Annotated in this window: 25 protein-coding genes; 16 read left to right on the forward strand and 9 right to left on the reverse strand. The window is 36.9% G+C overall.

What is annotated here, in order from left to right:
• Positions 1-120 precede the first annotated feature (120 nt).
• A complete protein-coding gene (locus RMB03_RS17560; RefSeq protein ID WP_311077086.1) occupies positions 121-660 on the forward strand; it encodes a hypothetical protein in 540 nt (179 codons plus the stop codon).
• 75 nt (positions 661-735) lie between these two features.
• Positions 736-954, forward strand: coding sequence for a hypothetical protein (locus RMB03_RS17565; RefSeq protein WP_311077087.1), 219 nt, complete (start codon positions 736-738; stop codon positions 952-954).
• On the opposite strand, the gene RMB03_RS17570 is transcribed toward RMB03_RS17565, so the two are convergent.
• Positions 951-2,231 (reverse strand): integrase family protein, encoded by a 1,281-nt coding sequence (locus tag RMB03_RS17570; RefSeq protein ID WP_311077088.1) that lies wholly within the window; start codon positions 2,229-2,231, stop codon positions 951-953. The genes RMB03_RS17565 and RMB03_RS17570 overlap by 4 nt on opposite strands.
• Positions 2,232-2,625: 394 nt before the next feature.
• Entirely contained in the window at positions 2,626-3,489 is an 864-nt protein-coding gene (locus RMB03_RS17575; RefSeq protein ID WP_311077089.1) for an iron-containing redox enzyme family protein, read from the reverse strand.
• A gap of 280 nt (positions 3,490-3,769) precedes the next feature.
• Here RMB03_RS17575 and RMB03_RS17580 point away from each other — a divergent pair, with 280 nt between their 5' ends.
• The 3 genes from RMB03_RS17580 (at position 3,770) to RMB03_RS17590 (ending at position 5,985) form a co-directional block, all read left to right on the forward strand.
• The gene (locus RMB03_RS17580; protein ID WP_056479505.1) at positions 3,770-4,342 is read left to right on the forward strand and encodes a TetR/AcrR family transcriptional regulator; all 573 of its coding nucleotides are present in this window, start codon (positions 3,770-3,772) and stop codon (positions 4,340-4,342) included.
• A 187-nt stretch (positions 4,343-4,529) separates the two neighbouring features.
• Entirely contained in the window at positions 4,530-5,075 is a 546-nt protein-coding gene (locus tag RMB03_RS17585) for a 1-acyl-sn-glycerol-3-phosphate acyltransferase (protein ID WP_005041223.1), read from the forward strand.
• A gap of 160 nt (positions 5,076-5,235) precedes the next feature.
• Complete coding sequence (locus tag RMB03_RS17590; RefSeq protein ID WP_045432830.1) at positions 5,236-5,985, forward strand: YebC/PmpR family DNA-binding transcriptional regulator; 750 nt, start codon at positions 5,236-5,238, stop codon at positions 5,983-5,985.
• A gap of 43 nt (positions 5,986-6,028) precedes the next feature.
• On the opposite strand, the gene RMB03_RS17595 is transcribed toward RMB03_RS17590, so the two are convergent.
• Positions 6,029-6,499, reverse strand: coding sequence for an Lrp/AsnC family transcriptional regulator (locus tag RMB03_RS17595; RefSeq protein ID WP_004642558.1), 471 nt, complete (start codon positions 6,497-6,499; stop codon positions 6,029-6,031).
• A 345-nt stretch (positions 6,500-6,844) separates the two neighbouring features.
• Here RMB03_RS17595 and RMB03_RS17600 point away from each other — a divergent pair, with 345 nt between their 5' ends.
• Positions 6,845-8,158, forward strand: a complete 1,314-nt coding sequence (locus RMB03_RS17600; protein ID WP_311077090.1) for a DcaP family trimeric outer membrane transporter — start codon at positions 6,845-6,847, stop codon at positions 8,156-8,158.
• A gap of 55 nt (positions 8,159-8,213) precedes the next feature.
• Here the strand turns inward: RMB03_RS17600 and RMB03_RS17605 are convergent, their stop codons facing one another.
• The 5 genes from RMB03_RS17605 to RMB03_RS17625 all read right to left on the reverse strand — a co-directional run bounded on the left by RMB03_RS17605 (position 8,214) and on the right by RMB03_RS17625 (position 12,782).
• Complete coding sequence (locus RMB03_RS17605; RefSeq protein ID WP_003651348.1) at positions 8,214-8,957, reverse strand: amino acid ABC transporter ATP-binding protein; 744 nt, start codon at positions 8,955-8,957, stop codon at positions 8,214-8,216.
• Between the two features lie 13 nt (positions 8,958-8,970).
• On the reverse strand, positions 8,971-9,648 hold the full coding sequence (locus tag RMB03_RS17610) for an amino acid ABC transporter permease (RefSeq protein ID WP_080026845.1): 678 nt from the start codon (positions 9,646-9,648) through the stop codon (positions 8,971-8,973).
• A 2-nt stretch (positions 9,649-9,650) separates the two neighbouring features.
• Positions 9,651-10,493 (reverse strand): amino acid ABC transporter permease, encoded by an 843-nt coding sequence (locus RMB03_RS17615; RefSeq protein ID WP_004642555.1) that lies wholly within the window; start codon positions 10,491-10,493, stop codon positions 9,651-9,653.
• A 93-nt stretch (positions 10,494-10,586) separates the two neighbouring features.
• Complete coding sequence (locus RMB03_RS17620; protein ID WP_005041235.1) at positions 10,587-11,480, reverse strand: amino acid ABC transporter substrate-binding protein; 894 nt, start codon at positions 11,478-11,480, stop codon at positions 10,587-10,589.
• Positions 11,481-12,017: 537 nt separating this feature from the next.
• The gene (locus RMB03_RS17625) at positions 12,018-12,782 is read right to left on the reverse strand and encodes a glutathione S-transferase family protein (protein ID WP_005041237.1); all 765 of its coding nucleotides are present in this window, start codon (positions 12,780-12,782) and stop codon (positions 12,018-12,020) included.
• Positions 12,783-13,126: 344 nt separating this feature from the next.
• Between RMB03_RS17625 and RMB03_RS17630 the strand changes: the two genes are divergently transcribed.
• The 8 genes from RMB03_RS17630 to ychF all read left to right on the forward strand — a co-directional run bounded on the left by RMB03_RS17630 (position 13,127) and on the right by ychF (position 21,609).
• The gene (locus RMB03_RS17630) at positions 13,127-14,362 is read left to right on the forward strand and encodes an SfnB family sulfur acquisition oxidoreductase (protein ID WP_311077091.1); all 1,236 of its coding nucleotides are present in this window, start codon (positions 13,127-13,129) and stop codon (positions 14,360-14,362) included.
• 12 nt (positions 14,363-14,374) lie between these two features.
• The gene (locus RMB03_RS17635) at positions 14,375-15,598 is read left to right on the forward strand and encodes an SfnB family sulfur acquisition oxidoreductase (protein WP_311077092.1); all 1,224 of its coding nucleotides are present in this window, start codon (positions 14,375-14,377) and stop codon (positions 15,596-15,598) included.
• Positions 15,598-17,010: an LLM class flavin-dependent oxidoreductase gene (locus tag RMB03_RS17640; protein WP_205469398.1), complete on the forward strand. Its 1,413-nt coding sequence runs from the start codon at positions 15,598-15,600 to the stop codon at positions 17,008-17,010. The genes RMB03_RS17635 and RMB03_RS17640 overlap by 1 nt, the downstream gene beginning before the upstream one ends.
• Before the next feature lie 14 nt (positions 17,011-17,024).
• Entirely contained in the window at positions 17,025-17,855 is an 831-nt protein-coding gene (locus tag RMB03_RS17645) for a MetQ/NlpA family ABC transporter substrate-binding protein (RefSeq protein WP_005041242.1), read from the forward strand.
• 13 nt (positions 17,856-17,868) lie between these two features.
• Positions 17,869-18,702 (forward strand): MetQ/NlpA family ABC transporter substrate-binding protein, encoded by an 834-nt coding sequence (locus tag RMB03_RS17650; RefSeq protein WP_311077093.1) that lies wholly within the window; start codon positions 17,869-17,871, stop codon positions 18,700-18,702.
• Between the two features lie 5 nt (positions 18,703-18,707).
• Entirely contained in the window at positions 18,708-19,784 is a 1,077-nt protein-coding gene (locus tag RMB03_RS17655; protein ID WP_311077094.1) for an ATP-binding cassette domain-containing protein, read from the forward strand.
• Positions 19,765-20,424 (forward strand): methionine ABC transporter permease, encoded by a 660-nt coding sequence (locus tag RMB03_RS17660; RefSeq protein ID WP_080026837.1) that lies wholly within the window; start codon positions 19,765-19,767, stop codon positions 20,422-20,424. The genes RMB03_RS17655 and RMB03_RS17660 overlap by 20 nt, the downstream gene beginning before the upstream one ends.
• A gap of 93 nt (positions 20,425-20,517) precedes the next feature.
• Entirely contained in the window at positions 20,518-21,609 is a 1,092-nt protein-coding gene (gene ychF, locus RMB03_RS17665) for a redox-regulated ATPase YchF (RefSeq protein WP_017390507.1), read from the forward strand.
• Positions 21,610-21,656: 47 nt separating this feature from the next.
• Here ychF and RMB03_RS17670 read toward each other — a convergent pair whose 3' ends face one another.
• Entirely contained in the window at positions 21,657-22,184 is a 528-nt protein-coding gene (locus RMB03_RS17670; protein WP_311077095.1) for an Mpo1-like protein, read from the reverse strand.
• Positions 22,185-22,280: 96 nt separating this feature from the next.
• On the opposite strand from RMB03_RS17670, the gene RMB03_RS17675 reads away from it, so the two are divergent.
• A complete protein-coding gene (locus tag RMB03_RS17675; protein WP_311077096.1) occupies positions 22,281-22,985 on the forward strand; it encodes a Crp/Fnr family transcriptional regulator in 705 nt (234 codons plus the stop codon).
• Positions 22,986-23,156: 171 nt separating this feature from the next.
• Complete coding sequence (locus RMB03_RS17680) at positions 23,157-23,492, forward strand: hypothetical protein (RefSeq protein WP_311077097.1); 336 nt, start codon at positions 23,157-23,159, stop codon at positions 23,490-23,492.
• The last annotated feature ends 26 nt before the right edge of the window (positions 23,493-23,518 follow it).

Consider the following 23,518-nt stretch of genomic DNA (forward strand, 5'->3'; position numbering starts at 1 on the left):
GCGCATTCTTCTAGTAATAGGCGCTCACATGAACCACCAGTTCGATAATGTTAACCCTTCTGAAATCGATGCTTGCTTAGTAAATGTAAAGTTCAAAGAAGCCACATGGAGAAAGTGAAAATGAGTACAGCAGCTGAACTTAAAAAGGCCAATGAAATGAGTAATTTCAAAAAATACAAAGCGAAGGTATATGAGGCACTGGCAAATGATACTTACGGCTTAACTGTTTCTCAGTTGGCTACCGTATGCAAGCTAAGTGCGAAAACTATCAAGCAGATCTTGGCCGAATTAGAAGTCGAGAAGAATGGTGATGTTTATTTATTAATTTCTAAACAAACTTCTCCAGATAATGAACAAGAAATTATCGAATCGAAACCTTTAGAAGAGTCGCCTATAGATATCCCCACATCCATTTTTATGAATACCATTTGTCCTAAAGCTGCTGAACTCAGAAAGAAGGACCCTCAAGCATTTAGCATATTTGCTTATGATGTGATGAGATTAAGTCTCTCACTTTATTCTGAAACTACAAACATTAATCAGTTTGATATAAACGTAAAAGTATTACTCAGCAATATGGTAAACCGTCTTGAGCGATATCAAAACAGACTTAAGCCTCAGAATATAATCGTTGAAAAAAATACGGGAGTCTTTCCATGAAAGAAGCGCTCTACGGAACAAATATTTTATGGGTTTTAGCTTTTTTAATTGCAGTATTTTGGTGAGGTGATATAGATGGGAGCATTAAAATTACGCAAAGAAGAGAAGTTACAGCAGCTCATTGATTCTGGTGCAAGTTTAGTAAGTACGAATGATGCTGCTAAAGTACTAGGTTATAAGCCTAATACTTTGAGAGTTTGGGCAAGTCGAGGATGTGGAGATTTAACACCAGTAATGACAAAAAATGGAGCTCGATGGCGATTAACCGATATCCGAAATCTTGTAGGGGCTTAGGCCCCTTTTTCTTCGTCTATTATTTCCGCTTCAGTTAAAATCCAATCTTCAATACGTTGGTGATGTATTCTTAGTAAATCAACTGGACGATCTTTATAATGCTTCTCTTGGGTTGCGCTGGGTTTATGCCCCATGATTTGAGCAACTACTCCCGCTGGTACATCTAGCCACTCAGTTAAGTTGCTGAACGAACGTCTTAAATCATGAATTGTAAAACGTGGTAAACCCTTCTCTTCTAAATGTTCATAGTATTTTTTACGCACATCGGTAACATATCCGCAATTAGATTGTGTTGACCAAAAAACAAAGTTTGATTCTGGATGTTTAGGTAATTTTGATAATAATTTTTCTACATATCTAGTCATCGGAATAATGCGGTAATCTTGCTCAAATTTATCCCAGACTTTAATAGTTTTCCATTTAAAGTCTATTAAAGGATATTCGAGAGCACGCATAGATTCAGAACGTGGACCAGTTAAAATCGTTATTTGTAAGAATGTTCGGTGCATTATATTTGGTAAATCATTTACTGCTTTAAACCAAGCCGCTAATTGATTTCTTTGTATAGCTTGTTTTTTGGCCTTAACGGTAGGAACTACTTTACGAACACGTTTTGATTTATGTGCTTCCGCATTAACTACTTGTGAATATACTTCATGTTCCATACACCAATTTAAGAATGCTCTTAATGTCCTAAATGCTAGTGCTGCACGGGTTGGTCTAGTTTTAGCCTCTTCAATTTGCCAATAAATAATAAACTCTGAATTAATCTCATATAAAGGCTTATCTAATAAAGAAGCTAAAACACCAGGCACAGTTAAACCCTGTCCTCTTTTTTTCTTTTCCCCACCCCGATGTATTAAAGTAAAGTGATCATCAATATAACGATTACTCCATGCTGTTTTATTTTCTTCTACATATTCCATATAAGCAGATTCAAACTTAATCTTCTTTTGCTCTTGAAAACCAGAATATTCATTATTTTTATCATTCTCTTCTGCTTTACTACGTCGCGGATCGATACCCTGATCGCAAAGCTGTTGTAAACGCCTAGCTTCTTTTCTTGCATCATCAAGAGACCAGACAGAAACACCACCAATAGTTATGCGAATTGATTTGCCTGAAACTCGGCTTTGAAAAATAAAAGACCTGTTTTCATTTTGTGTTACTCTAACTGACAAGCTAGGTGTGTCACTATCCCAATAGAAAATTTGGTTTTTACCCTCTGGCGGAGGATCCAGTTTTAAAACTTTTAAGGTTGTGAACTTAGTTTTCATTAGAAAGTAGTTACATGGGCTTGGTGTAAGCAGTATGTAAGCAAATTAATTCAATCATAGTCAACACCAATCAACACACTTTTATATTAACCTCATGTTTTAACTAAAAATAAATAAATTTAATAGACAATCATCAACAGTAATAAATACTTTTAATTCAGGACTCATAATCCGTTGGTCCACAGTTCAAGTCTGTGTGGGCCCACCAAATACCAAACCCCATAAACTAAAAAGTTTATGGGGTTTTTTAATATGTATTCAAATAGAATTTGGTTCACCGTTATAAACAATACTTAAAATTTAATTATCAAATTTTAAAATTTATTTTTATTCCCAAACTTCAGCTTTTTTAAAATAAATTTTCTTTGTGCACTGAATATTTCTGCTTCATCTATTAGGCTAAGATTTGTTTCCGCATAGGTTCCGAATGCTCTAATTGAGTATCCCAGAACTTTTCCCATAAATCACAATACTCTAAGCATATCTTTTCAATATAGTTATAATCTTCTTCTGTACAAGCTTGCATCAAGACATACCATAAGTCTTCTTCATGATCATCATCCGCGGCTTCGGCACTCTCATCCTCAGAAATACCATGTACATGATAATAACCACCACCCTCCACCTCCAAACCGACGGCTTTAGTTGCTTTACGTAAAGGTGGACTGTAAAGGATAACCTCTTCTTCCGCGACTGCTAATAAGGCTGAAACAGCTTTATAGTCATGGTAAGCATTTTCTAAAAATACTCTAACTTGATCTGCAATGTCACTTGGTTGATAAGTCAGACGATCTTCTTCCGTAATACCGAAATCATTTAATACATCTTCAAATAAAGGATAGTGAGCATATTCTGGGTTTCCCTGATAATAACCATCTTTATCTAAACCGGGTCGAAATCCAAACTCATCAAAAATATTTAGGCTTAAAAGAAAACGTGGAAACATTTTTGCGCCAGCATGCAATCTTGGCTCTAATTGTTTAGTTTGAAATTGGGCCATAAGCAGTGCATCAGTAAAAGTTTGCACAATTGCGTGACGATATTCTAAGTGAATTTTTTTTAAATTTTCTTTATTAATTTTTCCGTCATTTAAAATATCAATTGCTGGATGATTTGACACGGCATGGTTAGCAATTTTTGCTCTTAAACAGGTTAAAAAGTCTGAATTTTTTCCCCATAGTTCGGCTGAAATGCTTTGCTTCATCCCTGCGAGTGCTTTCTTTCTAGGATTATTAAAATTCTCAAATTTCTTAGGCATATCCACTCTCATTAAACTTATTGAAGCCTGATCGATTTTTTACATCTTTTATTATAAAAACAATGACTTAAATTAATATTTAAATATGTTCCCTTATCAATCAATATTAGAATTAAAATCATACGAAATCAAATAGAAAATTTAAAAAAAAACTTAGTTAATGATAATCATTATCACAATATAAACTTGTATCTAATCCCTTTTTTTATTATGATAATTCATATTAAAATTTTAATTTTTTAGATTAAGTTATAATTAGTGCTAACTATATGGAATAGTAATGTCAAAAAAAGAAGATATTATAAATACTGCTTTAAATTTATTTAATCAGATTGGTTACAATGCTACTGGTGTTGACCGTATTATTGCTGAATCTAACGTTGCAAAGATGACATTTTATAAATATTTTCCTTCAAAAGAAAATTTAATTATGGAGTGTTTGCAACATCGAAATTTAAATATTCAAAACTCAATTAATGAACAACTAAGTTTACATCAAGATGCTAACCCACTTGAGAAAATTCATATTATTTTTAATTGGTATATTGAATGGATCAATAGTGAAACATTTAATGGATGTTTATTTAAAAAAGCATTTATTGAAGTGTCTAAACAATATACTTCAATTCGTGAACCATTTTATGAATATACGAAGTGGTTGACTCATTTATTACAAGAACAACTCACTCGATTAGGGATAGAAAACCCTACTCCACTTACTCACATTATTATTTCTATTATTGATGGGATGATTATTGATGGAACAACAGATAAAACGCTTATTAACTCTGAAAAAATTTGGCAATATATTAAATATTTGATTAATGAAGAGATACCTCAGCAGGTATCTTAAGTTTTAAAATTATCTAAGTTTATTATTTTTAATATTAAGTTTAAAAGAAAAATAAATAAACATTTTAAATCTTTTATAGCTTAGATAATCTTAATTTTGAATGCGCTACTTTAGCTTTCATAATTTTTCTAGGCTTTTTTACAAACTCATATTAGAATCCTGAAAATTTATCACCTTGCACTGATCTATGAAAAAATTTCTAGGTAACTCTATCTTTAAAGCTGCTGGCTGGACCTATAATGTAGATCCAGAAATTCTTGAGAAAAAACAAGTTATTATTGGCTTTGAACATACCTCTAATCTAGATGCAGTGCTATCTATTGCTCTCTTCCAAATTTTAGACATTAAGATTCATACTTTAATAAAGAAAGAACTTTTTAAGGGTCCCCTTAAGCCAATTCTAGAAAAACTTGGTGGCATTCCCGTTGACCGCAAAGCGAGTAAAGATATTGTTTCTCAAATGGTTGAACAATTTCAAACTCATGAAACTTTTAACTTGGTGATTGCTCCTGAAGCTACTCGTGCCAAAGATGGCTCTGAACGTAAACCTATCCGTACAGGTTTCTGGCATATTGCCAAAGCAGCCAATGTTCCTATTGTACTTATGTATGCCAACGCCCGAAGCAAACAAGGTGGAATTCTAGGCAAAATTTATCCAACAGACTTACAAAAAGATTTGGAAACGATTAAAGAGCTATATGCACAATTTGACATAGACATTAAAATTAGCTAAATCAAATTGGACTTGATTCGGCCTAATCTCACTCATTAGGCCTTAAGCTTATTATTCTTATTCAATCGGCTAACAAAACGCAGGGCAACAGTTTTCAACAAAACCAAGCCTATGCTAATATTCCAGCACTTTTGCATTTTCTTTTTTGGAGTTCACGTCCATGGCGGGTCATTCTAAATGGGCCAATATTAAGCATCGTAAAGCGAAACAAGATGCAAGTCGCGGTAAAGTTTTTACTAAATATATTCGTGAAATTGTGACTGCTGCCAGACTTGGCGGTGGAGATGCTGCTAGCAACCCTCGTCTGCGTGCAGTAGTTGAAAAAGCTCTTTCAGTTAATATGACACGTGACACCATCAACCGTGCAATCCAACGTGGTGCCGGTGGTGAAGATAATGATGATTTAAAAGAAGTAACTTACGAAGGTTATGGTGTTGGCGGTGTTGCTGTTCTTGTTGAGACAATGACAGATAACTTAAACCGTACAGTACCAGATGTACGTCACTGTTTTAGTAAAACAAATGGTAACTTAGGTACAGCAGGTTCTGTAGCTTATCTATTTACTAAACGTGGTGAAATTACTTTTGAAGATGTGTCTTTAGAAGACAAAATCATGGAAGTTGCTTTAGAAGCTGGCGCTGAAGATATTGAAGTTTCAGAAGATGAAATTTTGGTAATCACTTCACCAGAAACTTTTGGTGAAGTTCAAGATGCTCTGACTGCTGCTGGTTTAAAATCTGACAATGCAGAAGTGGTCATGAGTCCATCAACCAAAGCTGAAATTACTGATGTTGACCAAGCAAAACAAATTCTTAAAATGATTGATATGTTTGAAGATCTCGATGATGTACAAAACGTTTATACCAACGTTGAGTTCACAGATGAGGTTTTGGCTCAACTTGATGCCTAAATCAAACATTTGAAAAAAAAAACGCACCCAATGGTGCGTTTTTTTATAGTTTATTTAATAAGTTATAGCAGTTAAAAACATTATATTTTTTAATAACAAAGCTGGAATGCAAAGCAACCACATTGTCAATTTTTCCAATACGTCTTAATAAAATTTCGCTGTAGTCATCCATGTTGCGTGCTACAAGTTCCAAAATAAAATCAGCACTTTGCCCTGTCACTAGAAATGCATTGGTCACTTCTGGAATTGCTTCTATTTCGGAAAGAAACTTGTCAAATGTTTCAGTGTCATGCTTACTCAATGAAACTTGCAATAAGATGTGCAAGGTAAAGCCAAGTTTACTAAAATTAATTTCCCTTTTGAGCTGACCCATAACGTTGGCTTCAATTAGGTGCTTAATCCGGCGATGCACAGAACTGACTGACAGATTGATCCGTTCTGAAAGTTCATTCAAATTTAAGTCTTCATGAGACAAAATTTCTAGAATTTGTTTATCAAAACGATCTAACTCCATTCCTATCTCCAGCCAGAATTTTACAATGAGGACAGTATACCCTATACAACTCCCACGCATTGAAAAATACGAAGGTTTAAAAATAGCTAAAACATTTATTTCTTTTACATATTTTATTGCAGTTATGCATTTTAACCGTGCAAATAGTGGAGCATATGACTCATTTTAGAGAGTCAATTTCATGCTCTCATTTATTTTTTTTAATGAAAGGTCCTATTTACACTTCTATTTTGACATAAAGCAATGATAAGAATAGAAATTTGACTATTTTTCTAATTTCTTAAAGTTGGCATTATTATTGTTATGTATTTACAGGAAAATTTTTATCCATGTCGGGGAATTCCTGTGAATAAGATCAAAACACTAGTGCTAGCAATGAGTTCTTTAGGTGTAATTAGCGTGACAATGCCTGTGCATGCAGCTACAGATGCTGAAGTTAATGCGTTGCGTAATGAAGTAAATGATTTAAAACAACTCGTCCAGAAACTATCTGATCAACAAAAAACAGCTTTGTCAGTCAGTACTCCACCAGCACCTCCCGCAACACCTGCTGCTTCTACCTCTCCTGTATCAAAACCGGGTTGGATGGCAATGGCTGATGGGCAAACCCAAGTTAAGCTTTATGGTAATGTCCGAGTAGATGCTACCTACGACTTTAAAGGTTCAAATGGAAGCATTTCAAATGCAGCCAACTACCCTTTAAATAAAGATGATCCAAGACAAGATTCGTTAAATGTATCTGCTGCGACCTCACGAATTGGTCTAGATATTACTCGGCCTACTCAATACGGAGATTTAACGGGTAAAATTGAAGCCGATTTCATGGGTGGAAATGGTGATAATGGCAATGGAACCTTCCGTGTTCGCCATGCCTACATGTCTTTAGGTAAATGGTTAGCAGGTCAAACGACTTCACCTTTTGTAAATACTGATACCTCACCAGAAACACTAGATTTCACTGGAGCTGTTGGTACAGGCACTACACGTACGGTACAGGTTCGTTACACTCAGCCAATTAATGCACAACAGAAAATATTAGTTGCCTTAGAAGGCGGTGATGTCGAAAAAGTGAGTAATGCTGCTGGGGGAAGCCGCTTTCCTGCTTTAACAGCACGATATGATTTTAAAACTGCAGATAATAAAGGCCTATTACAATTACATGGTCTTGCACATGAAAATCGAGTGGCGCCCAAAGATAGCTCTTCTGAAGAAAAATTTGGTTGGGGTATTGGGGTTGGTGGTAAATATGATTTAACTCCTCAGGATAGCTTAGTTGCTAACTACTATCATGTTAAAGGAGATGGCCGCTATTTATCTTATAGCAATTCTGCTTATGCCTATGACACAACAACACAAGATATTAATTTAGGTGAATTTGATAGTGCCGTTATTGGCTATCAACGAAAATGGAGCCCTATCCTCCGCTCTACTTTTGCAATAGGCGGTGTTCAATATAAAGATGATAGCACCTATGCAAATAGCAATTTAACCAGTACTAGCTATAACAAAGAAATTTATAATGCTTTGGTCAATTTAATCTGGAATCCAGTTAAAAATATTGATTTAGGTGCAGAATATACTTACGGTCAGCGAGAAACTTTTGCAGGTGATAAGGGTGATTACTCGCGTATCAATTTGTTAGCAAAGTATAATTTTTAAAAATCAGATGTAATAAAAAAAGAGCCTTTTGAAGGCTCTTTTTTTATTACCAGTATTAGTGCATGGCTTGAATTTTTTCTAAGAAAAGTTTAGCACGCTCGTGGCGAGCATCTAAATTATCAAAAAATTCATGCGTTGGGCAGTCTTCTAAAATCTTACCTTCATCCATAAAAATTAAACGGTTAGATACTCTTTTAGCAAAACCCATTTCATGTGTAACACACATCATGGTCATACCTTCATGTGCAAGTTGTACCATCACTTCAAGTACTTCACCGACCATTTCAGGGTCAAGTGCAGAAGTTGGTTCATCAAACAACATACAAATTGGGTCCATGGACAAGCCGCGTGCAATCGCTACACGTTGCTGCTGTCCACCAGACAATTGGCCCGGAAACTTATCTTTATGCGCAAGTAAACCTACACGTTCTAAATATTTCAGGCCTTTTGCACGAGCATCGGCAACTGAACGCTTTAACACTTTGACTTGAGCAATTGTTAAATTTTCCAAGACAGTCATGTGTGGAAAAAGTTCAAAGTGTTGAAAGACCATTCCCACTCGTGAACGGAATTTAGCAAGATCCGTTTTTGAATCTTTCAAAGAAACTCCATCAACAATAATGTCACCTTGTTGAAATGGTTCTAACGCATTTACTGTTTTAATGAGTGTTGATTTTCCTGAACCAGATGGTCCGCAAACAACAACGACATCACCTTTTTCAATACTCGTCGTGCAATCTGTTAAAACCTGAAAATCACCATACCATTTAGAGATATGTTGGATGTCTATCATTGGCATTTAAAATCTCCAATTAGCGAATGATGGCAATTTTTTGCTGTAAGCGTTTGACTAATTGCGACAGCACAAACGAACTACAGAAGTACACTACAGCGACGATTAAATAGAATGTTGCTTTCGTTTCAGGACCATAAGTATTAGCCAAGGTATCTGCACGACCTAAAAAGTCTGGCGCACTAATCACATACACTAATGAGATATCCTGAAATAAAATAATTGTTTGAGTTAACAATACTGGGAGCATGTTACGAAAGGCTTGAGGTAAAACCACGTAGCGCATTGATTGACCATAGGTAAAACCTAGCGCGTAACCTGCATTTACCTGACCTCTTGAAATAGACTGAATTCCGGAACGTACAATTTCCGAGAAAAATGCAGCCTCAAAAATAGCAAAAGTCACAACACTCGAAAACAACGGTCCCCAATATGTATCAGATTGAAACTCAAATATTTTTGGCAACAAAAAGTAGAAAATAAAGATCACCTGAATCAATGGAATACCACGAAACAGATCGACATAAAATTTTGCGAAATTACTTGCAATGGCACTGCTTGATAAACGCATCATTGCCAATGGGGTTCCGATCAAGATACCGCCCATCATCGCCAATACAGTCACGGTAAGGGTAAAAATGAAACCTTCTTTGAGTGCCGCGATCACGTCAGGATTTTGTAATAAAGAAAAATCCATAATTACTTCCCTCCTGAACCTAAGCCAGGTACAGCCATTCGTTTCTCAATCCATGCCATCACAAACTTAATGCTATAAGTGATAATCAAATAAACAGGTGTAGAGAGAATAAGAATGATGATGTCCTGAGAAGTTTCTTCCCGCATGGTTTTTGTATAAGCAAAGAAGTTCAAAACACTTAATGCATATAAAACAGCTGAGTTTTTGAAAACGTTCATTGCTTCAGAAGTAATCGTGGGCCACACAGTACGATATGCAACAGGTAAAATGACATAACGATAGCTTTGTGCAGTGGTAAAACCTACTGCGGAAGCAGCAAATTTTTGTCCTGTTGAAACAGTATTAATACCAGCACGTATGTGCTCAGATACACGCGCAGCTGTGTAGAGACCTAATGCAAAAACACCAATAACCGCAGGTTGCTGATTTAAAAGATTTTTCCACCATCCACCAGCAACAACATCTCCACTGCCTGCACTTATGCTATCCGGTAAAAATTCAGGAAAAACAAATGCCCAGAAGAATAGCTGCACAATAAGTGGAATATTACGGAAAATTTCAACGTAACAATTGCCAATAAATGCGAGAGGTTTGTTGGGTAATGTACGAATTACCCCTAGGAGAGAACCTAATAAAAATGCGATAAGAAAGGCTATAACAGCTGTCCAAACCATAGTAAAGACGCCTGAACCTAACATTTGTAACCATGTGGGCGCTTCAGCATGAGCATTGTAGCTTGAGCTACCAATTACTCTACAGACTGATTCTGCCCATGCGGCTTTATCGACACCATATTCATTAGACTCCGCACAGAATATAGTCCAGTTTAGCGAGCCGACTGACATGTTTGCCCCTTAAATGAATATCTTTAGGAAAATAGACCGCTTAAGCAAGTGAGGTTTCACTTGCTTAAGTAAATTTAGGACAAAAAGATCTTGTTAGATCCCTGCATCTGTTGGGTGAGCTTTTAATTTTTTATAAGATGAACTTTGTGGCATGTTCAAATTTGTATTTTTTGGTGGAATTGGCGATAAGAACCACTTCTTATATAAAGCGTCCATTTGACCAGTTTTCCATAGATTATTTACAGTACGGTCAGCAATCGCTTTAAACTTTGTATCACCTTTAGCAAGCATAATGCCATAAGGCTCTGATGAAAGTACTGGACCAACAATTGCGAAAGCTTTAGGTGTAGAAGACTTGGCAACTAAGCCAGCTAAAATATTATCGTCCATGACAAATGCAGCAGCACGGCCTGATGCCATCATAGCAAAAGAGTCAGAGTGATCTTTACCATAGATGTTTTGGATATTAAGCGCTTGGCCTTTTTCATTCATCTTGATGTATTTATCAGATGTTGTACCTTGAGTTGTTACAACAGCCTTGCCATTTAAATCTGCCAAACTTTTAATGCCAGAGTTCGCTTTAACTGCCATACGTACTTCAGTCGCATAGTAGTTTGTTGAGAAACCAACTTGTTCTTGGCGTTGCTTAGAGTTTGTGGTCGTACCACATTCCATATCGATATTGCCTGCTAAAAGTTCAGGAATACGAGTTGATGAAGTTACTGCCTTGTACTCAACTTTTAGCCCAGGCATTTTCAATTCTTTTTTAATGTCATTTGCAAACTGGTTACAGATATCGACTGCATAACCTACTGGTTTACCTGCAACAACATATGAAATTGGGTCAGAAGATTCTCGGTGGCCAATGATGATTTTTCCGCTGCTTTTAATTTTAGCTAATGTATCTGCTGCCTGAATTTGAGAAGTAGCACCAACCGTACAAAGCATAAATGTTGAAATAATGAGAGAGGTTGCAGAACGTTTCATAAGAACTCCTTGATGATCATTCTCTCTATTTATCTATAGAATCATTCATATAGAGCAATAGAGTGATTTATTATTAAATTGCAATTATCGCGCCAACTTTTCCAAGTAGGACACATCCATTTGCTTCACTTATTTTATTCAGTCTGTTTTGCAGAGTTAATACCTTTAAAACTGCTAACATGTTTCTACTTTAATCTATGTTTTAATCTTCTGTCTATTATTAAGCTCATCTATTTACACTTTAATGTGGCAATTATTGATTACAATGTAAACACATGCACAATAAAGAGGCTTAACTTGAGCTAAAAACTGTTTTTAGAAAAATTGTATTTTGTGAAAATAATAAAAATTAAAAATTATTAAGCATTTAGACTAAAGTTGAATAATGAGGTAAATAAAGAAATTCCTATAGCAAAATAATATATATAAATGTTTTAATAAAAATCATTTAGAAAATTGATAGTAATATTTAAGTTAATGACTGAACTTAGAAATATTACAAAAATGCCCTGAGAAAATCAGGGCATTTTATAAATTTTAAATTCCTCGCCAATCTACACGTGCGTTTCTTTCGGTTTGATATATTCTTAAAACATATTGGCCTAGAGGTAAATCAAGCAAATATTTTTGATAGTTGCTCCATTCCTCAGACACTTCTTCTGCTTCTTCACGCTCCCATGGCGTACCTTTCACCTCTAATAGTGGTGCAAGCATCGAACAGACAGAAATATCGGCAAGACTTAATCGGTCACCCACCATATAGCGTGCTTGATTTTCTATTAGATACTGGTTTAGTTCATTTATGAGTTCGTCCATCTGCTTTTTGGATTGGCTCACTAACTCTTCTTCAAGCTTATAGTTCTTCTTTACGAGTGTTTTGAGAAAAGGTTTTGATATTTTTTCAAACTGACGTAAATAGCCTTGTTCACCCATCATAATTTCTAGAGCATGGTCCCCTTGGGCTAAATTATGTGCTAATGCCCAACGGCGCACATGTATCCCAAGATCATCAGCCAAACTATCAATTTTCAGTATTTGTTGCCTAAGTTGCTCATCACGGCGCAAAAGCGCGTGTTCTGGGTAGGTATCATCCAGATAAAGTGCAATTTTGGTTGATTCAGCAATCCATTGATGATCATCTTTCAAAATTGGCAGCAAATTTTGCCCTGTTTTGAGTTGTGCGAAAGCACGATGAAACCCTGGAATCAAGTTATGAGCCACATAATCAAGTTCTTTATGGTCTAACAACCAGCGAGCTTTTTCACAATAATGGGACAAAGGAAACTGATACAAAACCCGCATAAAATCTCCACGTTTATTTTTATTTGACTATTTGTACAAAAATGGTCGATGGTAAGTAGATACTTTAGAAGCTATTTTTAGTGAAAACAATGGATATTGTGCTCATTTTTGCTGACAGTTAAGTCTATTTTTTTTATATCTTTTTTTACCGTACTTATTGCTCTTTTTCATATTAAAACGAGTTTTGTTATTATTTTTTTGCATTAAAAATATAAAGTGTTGATTAATATAAACTTTACATATCTTTATTTATCCTTTAAAAATCAAAAAAAATGCTTTGCACTTTATTTCATAAGCTGAGCATAAGTCCTCGTTTAGTGGAAAATTATTTCTTTTGTAAGGTAATGACAGCAATACAAGGTGTCATTATGTCTAATTCTCTATCTAAAACGACGGCATACGTCCAAGTCATTCAAAATGATCAACAAGCCATTAATGCCGCTTATCAAGTGGCGGATTATGCTTTAGAGGGTCGTAATACACGTGATCAACAACGCTTATTACCTCATGAGCAAATCGAAAGCTTTAGCCAAAAAGGCTTAGGCGGAATCCGAATTGAAAAAAAATATGGCGGAGCTTTTGTATCCAATAAAACCTTGGCACAAATTTTCCGTATTTTAAGTAAAGGCGATGCAAATGTTGGTCAGATTCCACAAAATCAGATTAGCCTTTTAAACCTGATCGAAATCATGGGCACAGAACAACAAAAACAATTTATCTTTTCAGAAATATTAGCAGGAAAACGTCTTGCCAACGGTGGCCCAGAACGCAATACACATGACTCAAAAACACTAAAAACCACGCTCTCCATTGAAAATGGTAAATATATTTTAAACGGTGAGAAATTTTATTCGACTGGAACAAGTTTTGCTCACTGGCTTGCAATTAAGGCTGTTCATCTTGAAGGCCATGTCGTTTTAGTGATTGTTAACCGAGATACTCAAGGCATTGAAGTCATTAATGACTGGAATGGCTTTGGTCAACGTACAACTGCGAGCGGTACAGTTAAATTAAATGATGTTGAAGTTAATCCTGAACTTATTTTTGATGAACGCTTATTAACACAAGTCCCAACTTATCGCGGTGCTTATTCACAGTTATTACAAGTTGCAATTGATGTTGGAATTGCAGAAGCCGCTTTTGAAGATACCTTATCAACTATTCATAAAGCACGTCCAATTATTGATGCAAATGTTGAAAAAGCCAGCTTTGAGCATTACACACTGCAAGAGGTTGGTAAGTTAAATATTTTGCTCGATGCTGCAATTTTACTACTTGATGAAGCTGCTGAATATTTAGATGAACTTGACCAACTTGAAAATGTCACTGATGAACAAGTAGCGAAAGCTTCAATTTTGGTTGCTGAAGCGAAAGTCTATGCCAATGATGCCGCTCTACAAATCTCTGAAAAACTGCTGGAACTTGGCGGTAGCCGTTCAAGTTTAAGCCAGCACAATTTAGATCAACATTGGCGAAATGCCCGTGTACATACGTTACACGACCCTGTTCGCTGGAAATTACATGCCATTGGCAATTATTACCTGAATGGTCATTTCCCTGCCCGCCATGCTTGGATTTAAGGAGAAATTGTCATGACTTCATATCAATCGGTTCAAACTAAACACACATCGGCATCAAACCAAGCACACATTATTCAAAATGATGCTGAAGCTTTAGAAATTGCTAAACAATTTGCTGAGCAATTTAAAAAAACCGCAGTAGAACGCGATACCAAGCGAATTTTACCGTATACCGAAATTGATGCTTTGAGCCAGTCTGGGCTTTGGGCAATTACAGTACCAAAGCAATATGGTGGTGCCGAAGTTTCAAGTCATACTGTTGCTAAGGTTATTGCTCTTTTAAGTGGTGCAGATGGTTCAATTGGTCAAATTCCACAAAACCATTTCTATGCTTTAGAAGTCTTACGCAATACGGGAACAGAAGCTCAAAAACAACGCTTATATGGCGAGGTGTTAAATGGCACGCGCTTTGGTAATGCACTTGCTGAATTTAAAACAAAAACTTCGACTCACAAACAAACCAATATCCGTCCACACGAAAATGGTTATCTCATTCAAGGTGAAAAGTTTTACTGCACAGGAAGTTTATTTGCTCATCGTATTCCAACCTTAGTTTTAGATGATGCAAGCCGCGAATATCTGGCGTTTGTAAAAAGTGGTTCGCAAGGATTAAAACTTGTCGATGACTGGTCTGGCTTTGGACAGAAAACCACAGGCAGCGGCACAGTTAAGTTTGATCAGGTTTTTGTAGATGCAGACGATGTTATTCCTTTTGATACTGCATTTTTACAACCAACTTTAGTGGGACCTTTTGCCCAAATTATGCATGCATCGATTGAGGTAGGCATTGCACGTGCAGCCTTTGAAGAAAGCTTGCAAAGAGTGCATCAAGCCCGCCCATGGATTGATTCACAAGTAGAAATGGCAAGCCAAGATCCTTTAACGATTTATGAATTAGGACGCATTGCCGTAGATGTACGAGCAAGTGAAGTTCTATTAAAACAAGCTGCTCAATCAATTGATGCCGCAAAAATTGAAACCACACCTGAAAGGATTGCTAAGGCTTCAATTGATGTTGCCAAAGTACGTGCTCATAGTAGCGATATCGCATTAAAAGCGTCGTCGAAGCTGATTGAACTTGCTGGTAGCCGTGGTAGTCAAGCACAAGATGGCTTAGACCGTTTTTGGCGAAATGCGCGTGTGCATACGTTGCATGATGCTGCACGCTGGAAATATTACTTTATCGGTAACTATGTTTTAAACGGTGTTCTACCACCTCGTCGGGGGACATTGTAATGACAGATTTTAAAGCTAAAGAAATTTTGCTGAATGCCTTTGATATGAACTGTGTTGGGCATATTAATCATGGTCTATGGACACATCCACGTGATGAGTCACACCGTTTTAATGAACTGAGCTATTGGACAGAACAAGCCAAAACCTTAGAAAGTGGCCTATTTGATGGTTTGTTTATTGCCGATATTACAGGTGTATATGACGTCTATCAAAATGGTATTGATCTGACTTTAAAAGAGTCTATTCAGCTTCCGAGCCATGACCCTTCCACACTCATTTCAGCTATGGCAGCAGTCACTCAAAACTTAAGTTTTGGGGTCACTGTTAATTTAAGCTATGAACATCCGTATCAATTTGCCCGTCGCTTTGCGAGTCTTGACCACTTAACTCAAGGTCGTATTGGCTGGAATATTGTTACCGGTTATCTAGATAGTGCGGAACGTCTTATCGGTCAAAAAGGTTTAAAAGACCACGATGCACGGTATGAACAAGCCGAAGAATTTTTAGAGCTTTGCTATAAATATTGGGAAGGTTCATGGGAAAACGACGCTGTAAAAAAAGATAAAACAAATCGTGTTTTTACAGACCCAACTAAGGTACATACCATTCACCATCACGGTAAATATTACCAAAGTGAAGGCGTATTTCAGGTATCTCCTTCCGTGCAACGCACCCCAACATTATTTCAAGCTGGTGCTTCACCGAAAGGTATGCAGTTTGCGACTCGTCATGCTGAATGTGTATTTATTGGCGGTGACAAACCCGAAAAAATTCGTGAACAAGTGAAAAAGATTCGTGCTCTTGCCGAACAACAAGGACGTTCAGCGGATGACATTAAAGTCTTTGTTGGCATAACCGTTGTTGTTGCCGAAACACATGATTTGGCTGTACAAAAACTTAATGAATACCGTCAGTACGCAAGCCCTGAAGCAGGCTTAGCTCATTATGCGAGTTCAACAGGTATTGACTTGAGTAAGTTTGCTGATGATGAAGCAATTCCTTATCAGAAAAGTAACAGCATTGTTTCCATTACCGAAAAATTTAAAGAACAGCAAATCACTAAAAATGATTTAAAAGCTCAACATGTTTTGGGTGGTCGTTATCCACTCATTGTCGGTAGTGGCGAAGAAGTTGCTGAATATTTAATCCATCTTTTAGATGAAACCGATATTGATGGCTTTAATTTGACGCGTACTGTTGCACCTGAGTCTCACCACGACTTTATTCGCTTGGTCATTCCTGAGCTACAACAACGTGGTCGCTATAAAACTGCATATAAAACGGGTTCACTACGGAACAAAATCTTTAATCGGGGTGATCAATTACCGAAACAGCACCCTGTTCAAGCGTTCCGATGTAGTCCCTATAACAACAGCAAAAACTTAACAAAAATTGAAGAAATAACTGCTTAAATTTGGAGATAGACATGGCTCAAACAGCCTCTAAAAAATGGCTAGGCGTAGGCTTAGTCGTTGTAGTCCTTTTTGTTGCTTTATTCTTTTGGAATAAACACCGTCAAAGTGGCTCAAATGAACTTGTAATTGGCATTAGTCCACCATTTGCAAAAACTTTACAAGCTGCTGCCGATGAAGCGAAGCTACAGGGTTTAAATGTGAAACTGGTTGAATTTTCTGACTGGAATACACCAAACATTACTTTAAATCATGGAGATATTGATGCGAACTTTTTCCAGCATCAACCGTTCTTAGACAATGCAATTAAAGAAACTGGCTTTAAATTAAAGGCATTTGCTGTGGGTGCAGCATCACATGTGGGACTTTATTCAAAGAAATATAAAAGCCTTGATGAATTGCCACAAAATGCACGTGTAGTCATTCCAAATGATCCAGTGAACCAAGGTCGTGCCCTACTACTTTTACAGCAAGCTAAATTAATTACGCTTAAAGATTCAAACAATCATTTATCTGCACTCAAAGATGTTGTTTCAAACCCTAAAAACTTGCAATTCATCGAGGTTGAAGGACCACAAACTGCTCGTGCAATTGATGATGTTGACTTAGCTTTTGGCTACCCACATTACTTACGCTTAGCAAAAACAGCTGACCCTGAAAGTGCACTTTTACTTGATGACAATACCAATAAACGTTATGCCATCTTGTTTGTAGTGCGTGATGACTATCAGGACAAGGGCGACAAATTGAAGAAATTTGTTGAGATTTATCAAAACTCGCCAAAAGTTAAAGCTGTCTTAGATGCTGAGATTGGACCAACGCTTTGGTTCCCGGGCTGGAAGTAATAACGGAAAGATTATGGCTATTCAGTTCAAACAATATAAGCCTTGGTTACTCGGAATTACGATTTTAATCGTGATTCTGGGTCTCATCGGTTATCGCTATATTAAAAATAAGCAAACCGATGATGTTTTAACGATTGGCATTAGCCCACCTTATGCTGAGCTATTACAAAGCGTTGCCAATGAAGTTGAAAAGCAAGGTGTTCACGTCAAGCTTGTTGAATTTTCTGACTGGCGAGCACCGAATGTTGCCGTACAAAACGGCGATATTGATGCAAACTTTTTCCAGCAAAGCGTTTTTTTACGTAATGCAGTTAAAGAAACAGGATATGACTTACACGCATTTGCTGTGGGTTCAGGAAGTCACGTAGGTTTATATTCAAAAAAATATAAAACACTTGATGATTTACCTTTAAAAGCACGTGTTGCTATTCCAAACGACCCAGTCAATTTAGCTCGCGCTTTAATTTTATTACACCGTGCTGGCTTAATTCAGCTTAAAGATAGCAACAATGAACTTTCAACGACCCAAGACATCATTGCGAATCCTAAACAGCTAAATTTTGTTGAAGTTGAAGGCCCTCAAACCGCACATGCATACAACGATGTCGATTTAATTTTCGGCTTTCCTCACTATTTAAAAATGGCAAAGGTAACCGACCCACATAGCGCATTATTTTTAGATCCAATCGATAAAAAATATGCAATTTTGTTTGTGACCCGTCGCGATTACCAAGATAAAAACCAAAAACTAGCAACCTTTGTTAAAGCATTCCAGAACTCAAAACAAGCACAAGACATTCTGGATAAAGACTTTGGCCAAGGTATGTGGTTTCAAGGCTGGAAATAAGGAGAATGACGATGGTGAGTTTTGGATCACAAGTTGATTTTTCTCTACCCCATATCAAAATTCGCGGTTTAAATAAATTTTACCAATCGCAGGGTCAAAAACTGCATGCCTTAAAAGAAATTAACCTTGATGTTCCCCAAGGTAAAATCTTAGGCATTATTGGGAAAAGCGGTGCAGGCAAATCTTCCTTGCTCCGTACTTTAAATGGCTTGGAACAAGTGAATACTGGCAGTATTCATATTCATCAACAAAACATTGCTGAATTGAGTCATGCCGAGCTCATCCAAACCCGTCAACGCATTGGAATGATTTTCCAACATTTCAATTTAATGTCTGCAAAAACAGTTTGGGAAAATGTGGCATTGCCCTTAAAAGTTTCCAATTACAACAAAGCAGATATCGACCAACGTGTAAATGAAGTTTTGGCTTTAGTCGGGCTAGCAGATAAATCTAGCTATTATCCATCACAACTTTCTGGTGGGCAAAAGCAACGTGTCGGTATTGCACGTGCACTTGTTCATCACCCTGAAATTTTACTTTGTGATGAAGCGACTTCAGCGCTTGATCCAGAAAGTACAGCCACTATTTTGGCTTTACTTAAGAAGATTAATCAGGAGCTTGGCTTAACTATTGTATTAATCACTCACGAAATGCAGGTCATTCGAGAAATTTGCGATCAAGTCGTAGTGATTGATCAAGGTGAGATTGTAGAGGCTGGACAAGTTTGGTCTGTATTTTCACGACCAGAGCAACAAATTACTCAAGAATTGCTGAATCTTGAACAGATCACTCTACCTTTTAAGATCAGTCCGTTACCGGATGAAAATTCGACTCATATTATTATAAAACTTAAATATGAGGCTGAAGCACATCAGGTTCCTGATATTCAAGAACTACTTGCTAAGTTTAAAGCACCCGTCAATTTATATCAAAGTCAGGTCGATACCATTCAAGGGCATATTATTGGCTCACTTTTAGTGGGTATCCCTAATGTAGAAATTGATATTTCATCCATCCGACAAGACGCATTAACAGCAATTGCACAATTTGAGGTACTTGGCTATGCCCGACCAGCTCATTGATCTATTAATTAGTGGAACTGTAGATACCTTACTGATGGTGGGTGCATCTGCGTTTATTGCTTTTTTAATTGGCTTACCGATTGCTGTAGTTCTAGTAAGTACTTCTGAGCATGGCATTCACCCATCACAAAAGATTAATCAGGCTTTGGGCTGGGTAATCAACATTACTCGTTCTGTACCTTTTCTTATTTTAATGGTTGCCCTGATTCCGCTTACTCGCTGGATTGTAGGTACGAGTTATGGCGTTTGGGCAGCCGTTGTTCCCTTAACTATTGCAGCAATTCCTTTCTTTGCGCGTATTGCAGAAGTCAGCTTACGCGAAGTCGATCAAGGCTTAATTGAAGCAGCACAAGCAATGGGTTGTAACCGTAAACAAATTATTTGGCATGTGCTTTTACCGGAGGCTTTACCAGGTATTGTGGCAGGCTTTACCGTGACTATTGTTACCATGATCAACTCCTCTGCTATTGCTGGTGCTATTGGTGCTGGTGGCTTAGGAGACATCGCTTATCGTTATGGCTATCAACGTTTTGATATGCAAATTATGGTCGCTGTAATTTTAGTGTTGATTGTTTTAGTCATGTTAGTACAAGCGACTGGTGATGCATTAGCCCAGCAACTTGATAAACGTAAAGTTTAAACGCAAGAGAACCCTGCTCTAGCCATGACTTTGTCATGGCTTTCATGTAAAATCAGCGACAATTTTTAATTTACACATTTGTGAGTGGTTTTCATGGGTTTTAATTGCGGTATTGTTGGTCTGCCAAACGTAGGGAAATCTACCCTTTTCAATGCATTAACGAAAGCAGCAATTGCAGCGGAAAACTTCCCTTTCTGTACCATTGAGCCAAACACAGGTATTGTTCCTGTACCAGATCCACGTTTAGACAAACTTGCTGCGATTGTTAAACCGCAACGTATTTTGCCAACTACAATGGAATTTGTAGATATTGCAGGTCTTGTTGCTGGTGCATCAAAAGGTGAAGGCTTAGGTAACCAATTCCTTGCTAACATTCGTGAAACTGATGCAATTGCTCACGTGGTACGTTGTTTCGAAGATGAAAACGTGATTCACGTAAATGGTAAAATTGATCCGTTAGATGACATCGCAACCATCAATACTGAACTTGCACTTGCAGACCTTGAAACTGTTGCTAAAGCAATTTTACGCTTAACTAAAGTTGCTAAAGGCGGTGACAAAGAAGCTGTTGCAACTAAAGCAGTTTTAGAAAAAATCCAACCATTACTAGACGAAGGTAAACCAGCTCGTGCGGCTGATTTGTCTGATGACGAACGTAAATTAGTTCGTGGTTTTGGTTTAATGACTTTAAAACCAACGATGTATATTGCCAACGTTGCTGAAGACGGTTTTGAAAATAATCCGCATTTAGATGCAGTAAAAAAACTTGCTGCTGAAGAAAACGCAATTGTTGTCCCTCTTTGCAACCAAATCGAAGCTGAAATTTCATTATTAGAAGATGAAGATCGTGCTGAGTTCCTAGAAGCAATGGGCATGGAAGAACCAGGCTTAAATGTGGTTATTCGTGCAGGTTATGCGCTTTTAGGTTTACAAACTTATTTCACTGCTGGTGTACAAGAAGTACGTGCATGGACAGTAAAAGTTGGTGCAACCGCTCCTCAAGCAGCTGGTGTGATTCATACTGACTTCGAAAAAGGCTTTATCCGTGCTGAAGTTGTTGCTTATGATGACTTCGTACAATACAACGGTGAAAACGGCGCTAAAGAAGCTGGTAAATGGCGTTTAGAAGGTAAAACTTACATCGTTCAAGATGGCGATGTAATGCACTTCCGTTTTAATGTTTAAGTTAAAGTTTAAAAAAAAGCCCCAACATATTGGGGCTTTTTTTATATTTATAAGGAATGATTCAGATCCATCATCTTTCGTTTACTGCGTGCCTCTTGTAAAATACGCGCATGCAATGGCTTTCTAAAACCTAGCATAAATATAAATTCTGCCAATACAAATAACGGTCCTATCGCGAGTCCAATCACATCATCCACAAAAGCTGGTTTTTTCTTTTCGAAATAATGCCCAACAAACTGAAAGATCCATCCCACCACAAAGAAACCAACGCTTGCTGCTAACCATTCTCCCCAAGATAATTGGGCAATTTGGCTCGCAAGTGGATAGACAGCGACTAAAAGAATCAGCATGAGTAAACCAAATACTTTATCTAAAATAAAATAATAAATCGTACTAGCTGCAATCAACACCATGGCTAAAGTAAGTTTAAAACTACCAATATCTATCCCAGCTCTTGCTGTTAAACATAAAATTGAAAACACGATGAGTGGAATACCAATAAAATGCGTCAAAATATTTTTATGATTTAAGTGGTAAGCCGCATATTTGCTAAGCTGTTGCTCCAGATTTGACATGAGTTGTTCCCTATTTATCAACATATAGTCATACTGTACAAATAAGGAAAACTTAAAGTTGTCAGCTATTTGACAAAGTAATGATTTTTTTCATGGATGGCCCAAATATTGGACATTATTTATATTAACCGATTAAAAGAAAACACATGGTTTAGTGTGCTTCCGGAGGCATTCCAAAACTTTATTCTAGAACATGGTAAGCAAAGAACCTTTGAAAAAAATAGTTATGTGTTCCGTGCCCAAGATGTGTTTGATGGCATTTATACTGTGCTTGAAGGATCAATTAGCTTGGGTTATGTTGACGTAAATGGTAATGAAGCACTTTCTGCAATTGCTGAGCCAATTATGTGGTTTGGCGAAATATCGCTGATTGATCATGAACCGCGCTCACACGATGCGATTGCTTTGAAAAAAAGTACGGTTCTGCATATTCCTGCAAGGCCCTTAAATGAGCTACTCAAAGAAAATCCCTATTACTGGTACTATTTTGCTCGTTTAACGAGCCAAAAACTCAGGTATGTCTTCTTAGAGCAGATTGCTATACAAACACGCAGTATTTCTCAAAGGCTTGCTCAACGTCTTCTGTTCATTTTAGAAGGTTATGGGAATCATATTCTTATTCAAGATCATCACATCCATATTTCTCAAGAACAATTGGCAAATATGCTGACCACATCTAGACAGACTATCAACCATGAGCTGAGCCTGCTCGAAAAACAGAAAATCATCAAAATTGCTTTTAGAAAAATTGAGATTCTAGATATTGAGAAATTGAAAGTAGTTGCTCAAGCACAATCCTAATTTTTTAAAAGCGGCTAAATAATAAAAACTTAAAATTAAATTAAAAAATTAGATAACACTGCAAATCAAAACATTGTTCAAACTTTATTTCCACAAAATAAATGTGTTAAAGCAGATATTTTCACCCTACACTCAAGCTGAGCAATAATACTCAACAAGGCACTGATTAACATGAAAAAATTATCAAAAATTCTTACAGCAGGCGTATTGGCTATGTTAAGTGTTTCGGCATTTGCATGTCCTAAAGGAACTCAATTACAAGGCGGTACAGGACAAAATCACAAAGGTGGAAAATGTGTAGCGGTACATGGAAAAACTACCGCTCAAAAAGTGAAGAAAGAAGCAACTAAAACTAAACAGGATGTGAAAAAGGATTTAACCACGCAAAAACATGATGCAATGACCAGCGCGACTCATGCTCAACATAAGTCGCAACAAATGGCTCATCAAATGAAACAGGATGCTGTGAAAACTGCAAACACCGCTAAAGCTGCGACAAAACCGTAATTAACATTCACTCATTATCGTTTAAA

It is taken from the genome of Acinetobacter sp. V91_7, assembly GCF_031799075.1.
Taxonomy (GTDB): domain Bacteria; phylum Pseudomonadota; class Gammaproteobacteria; order Pseudomonadales; family Moraxellaceae; genus Acinetobacter; species Acinetobacter calcoaceticus.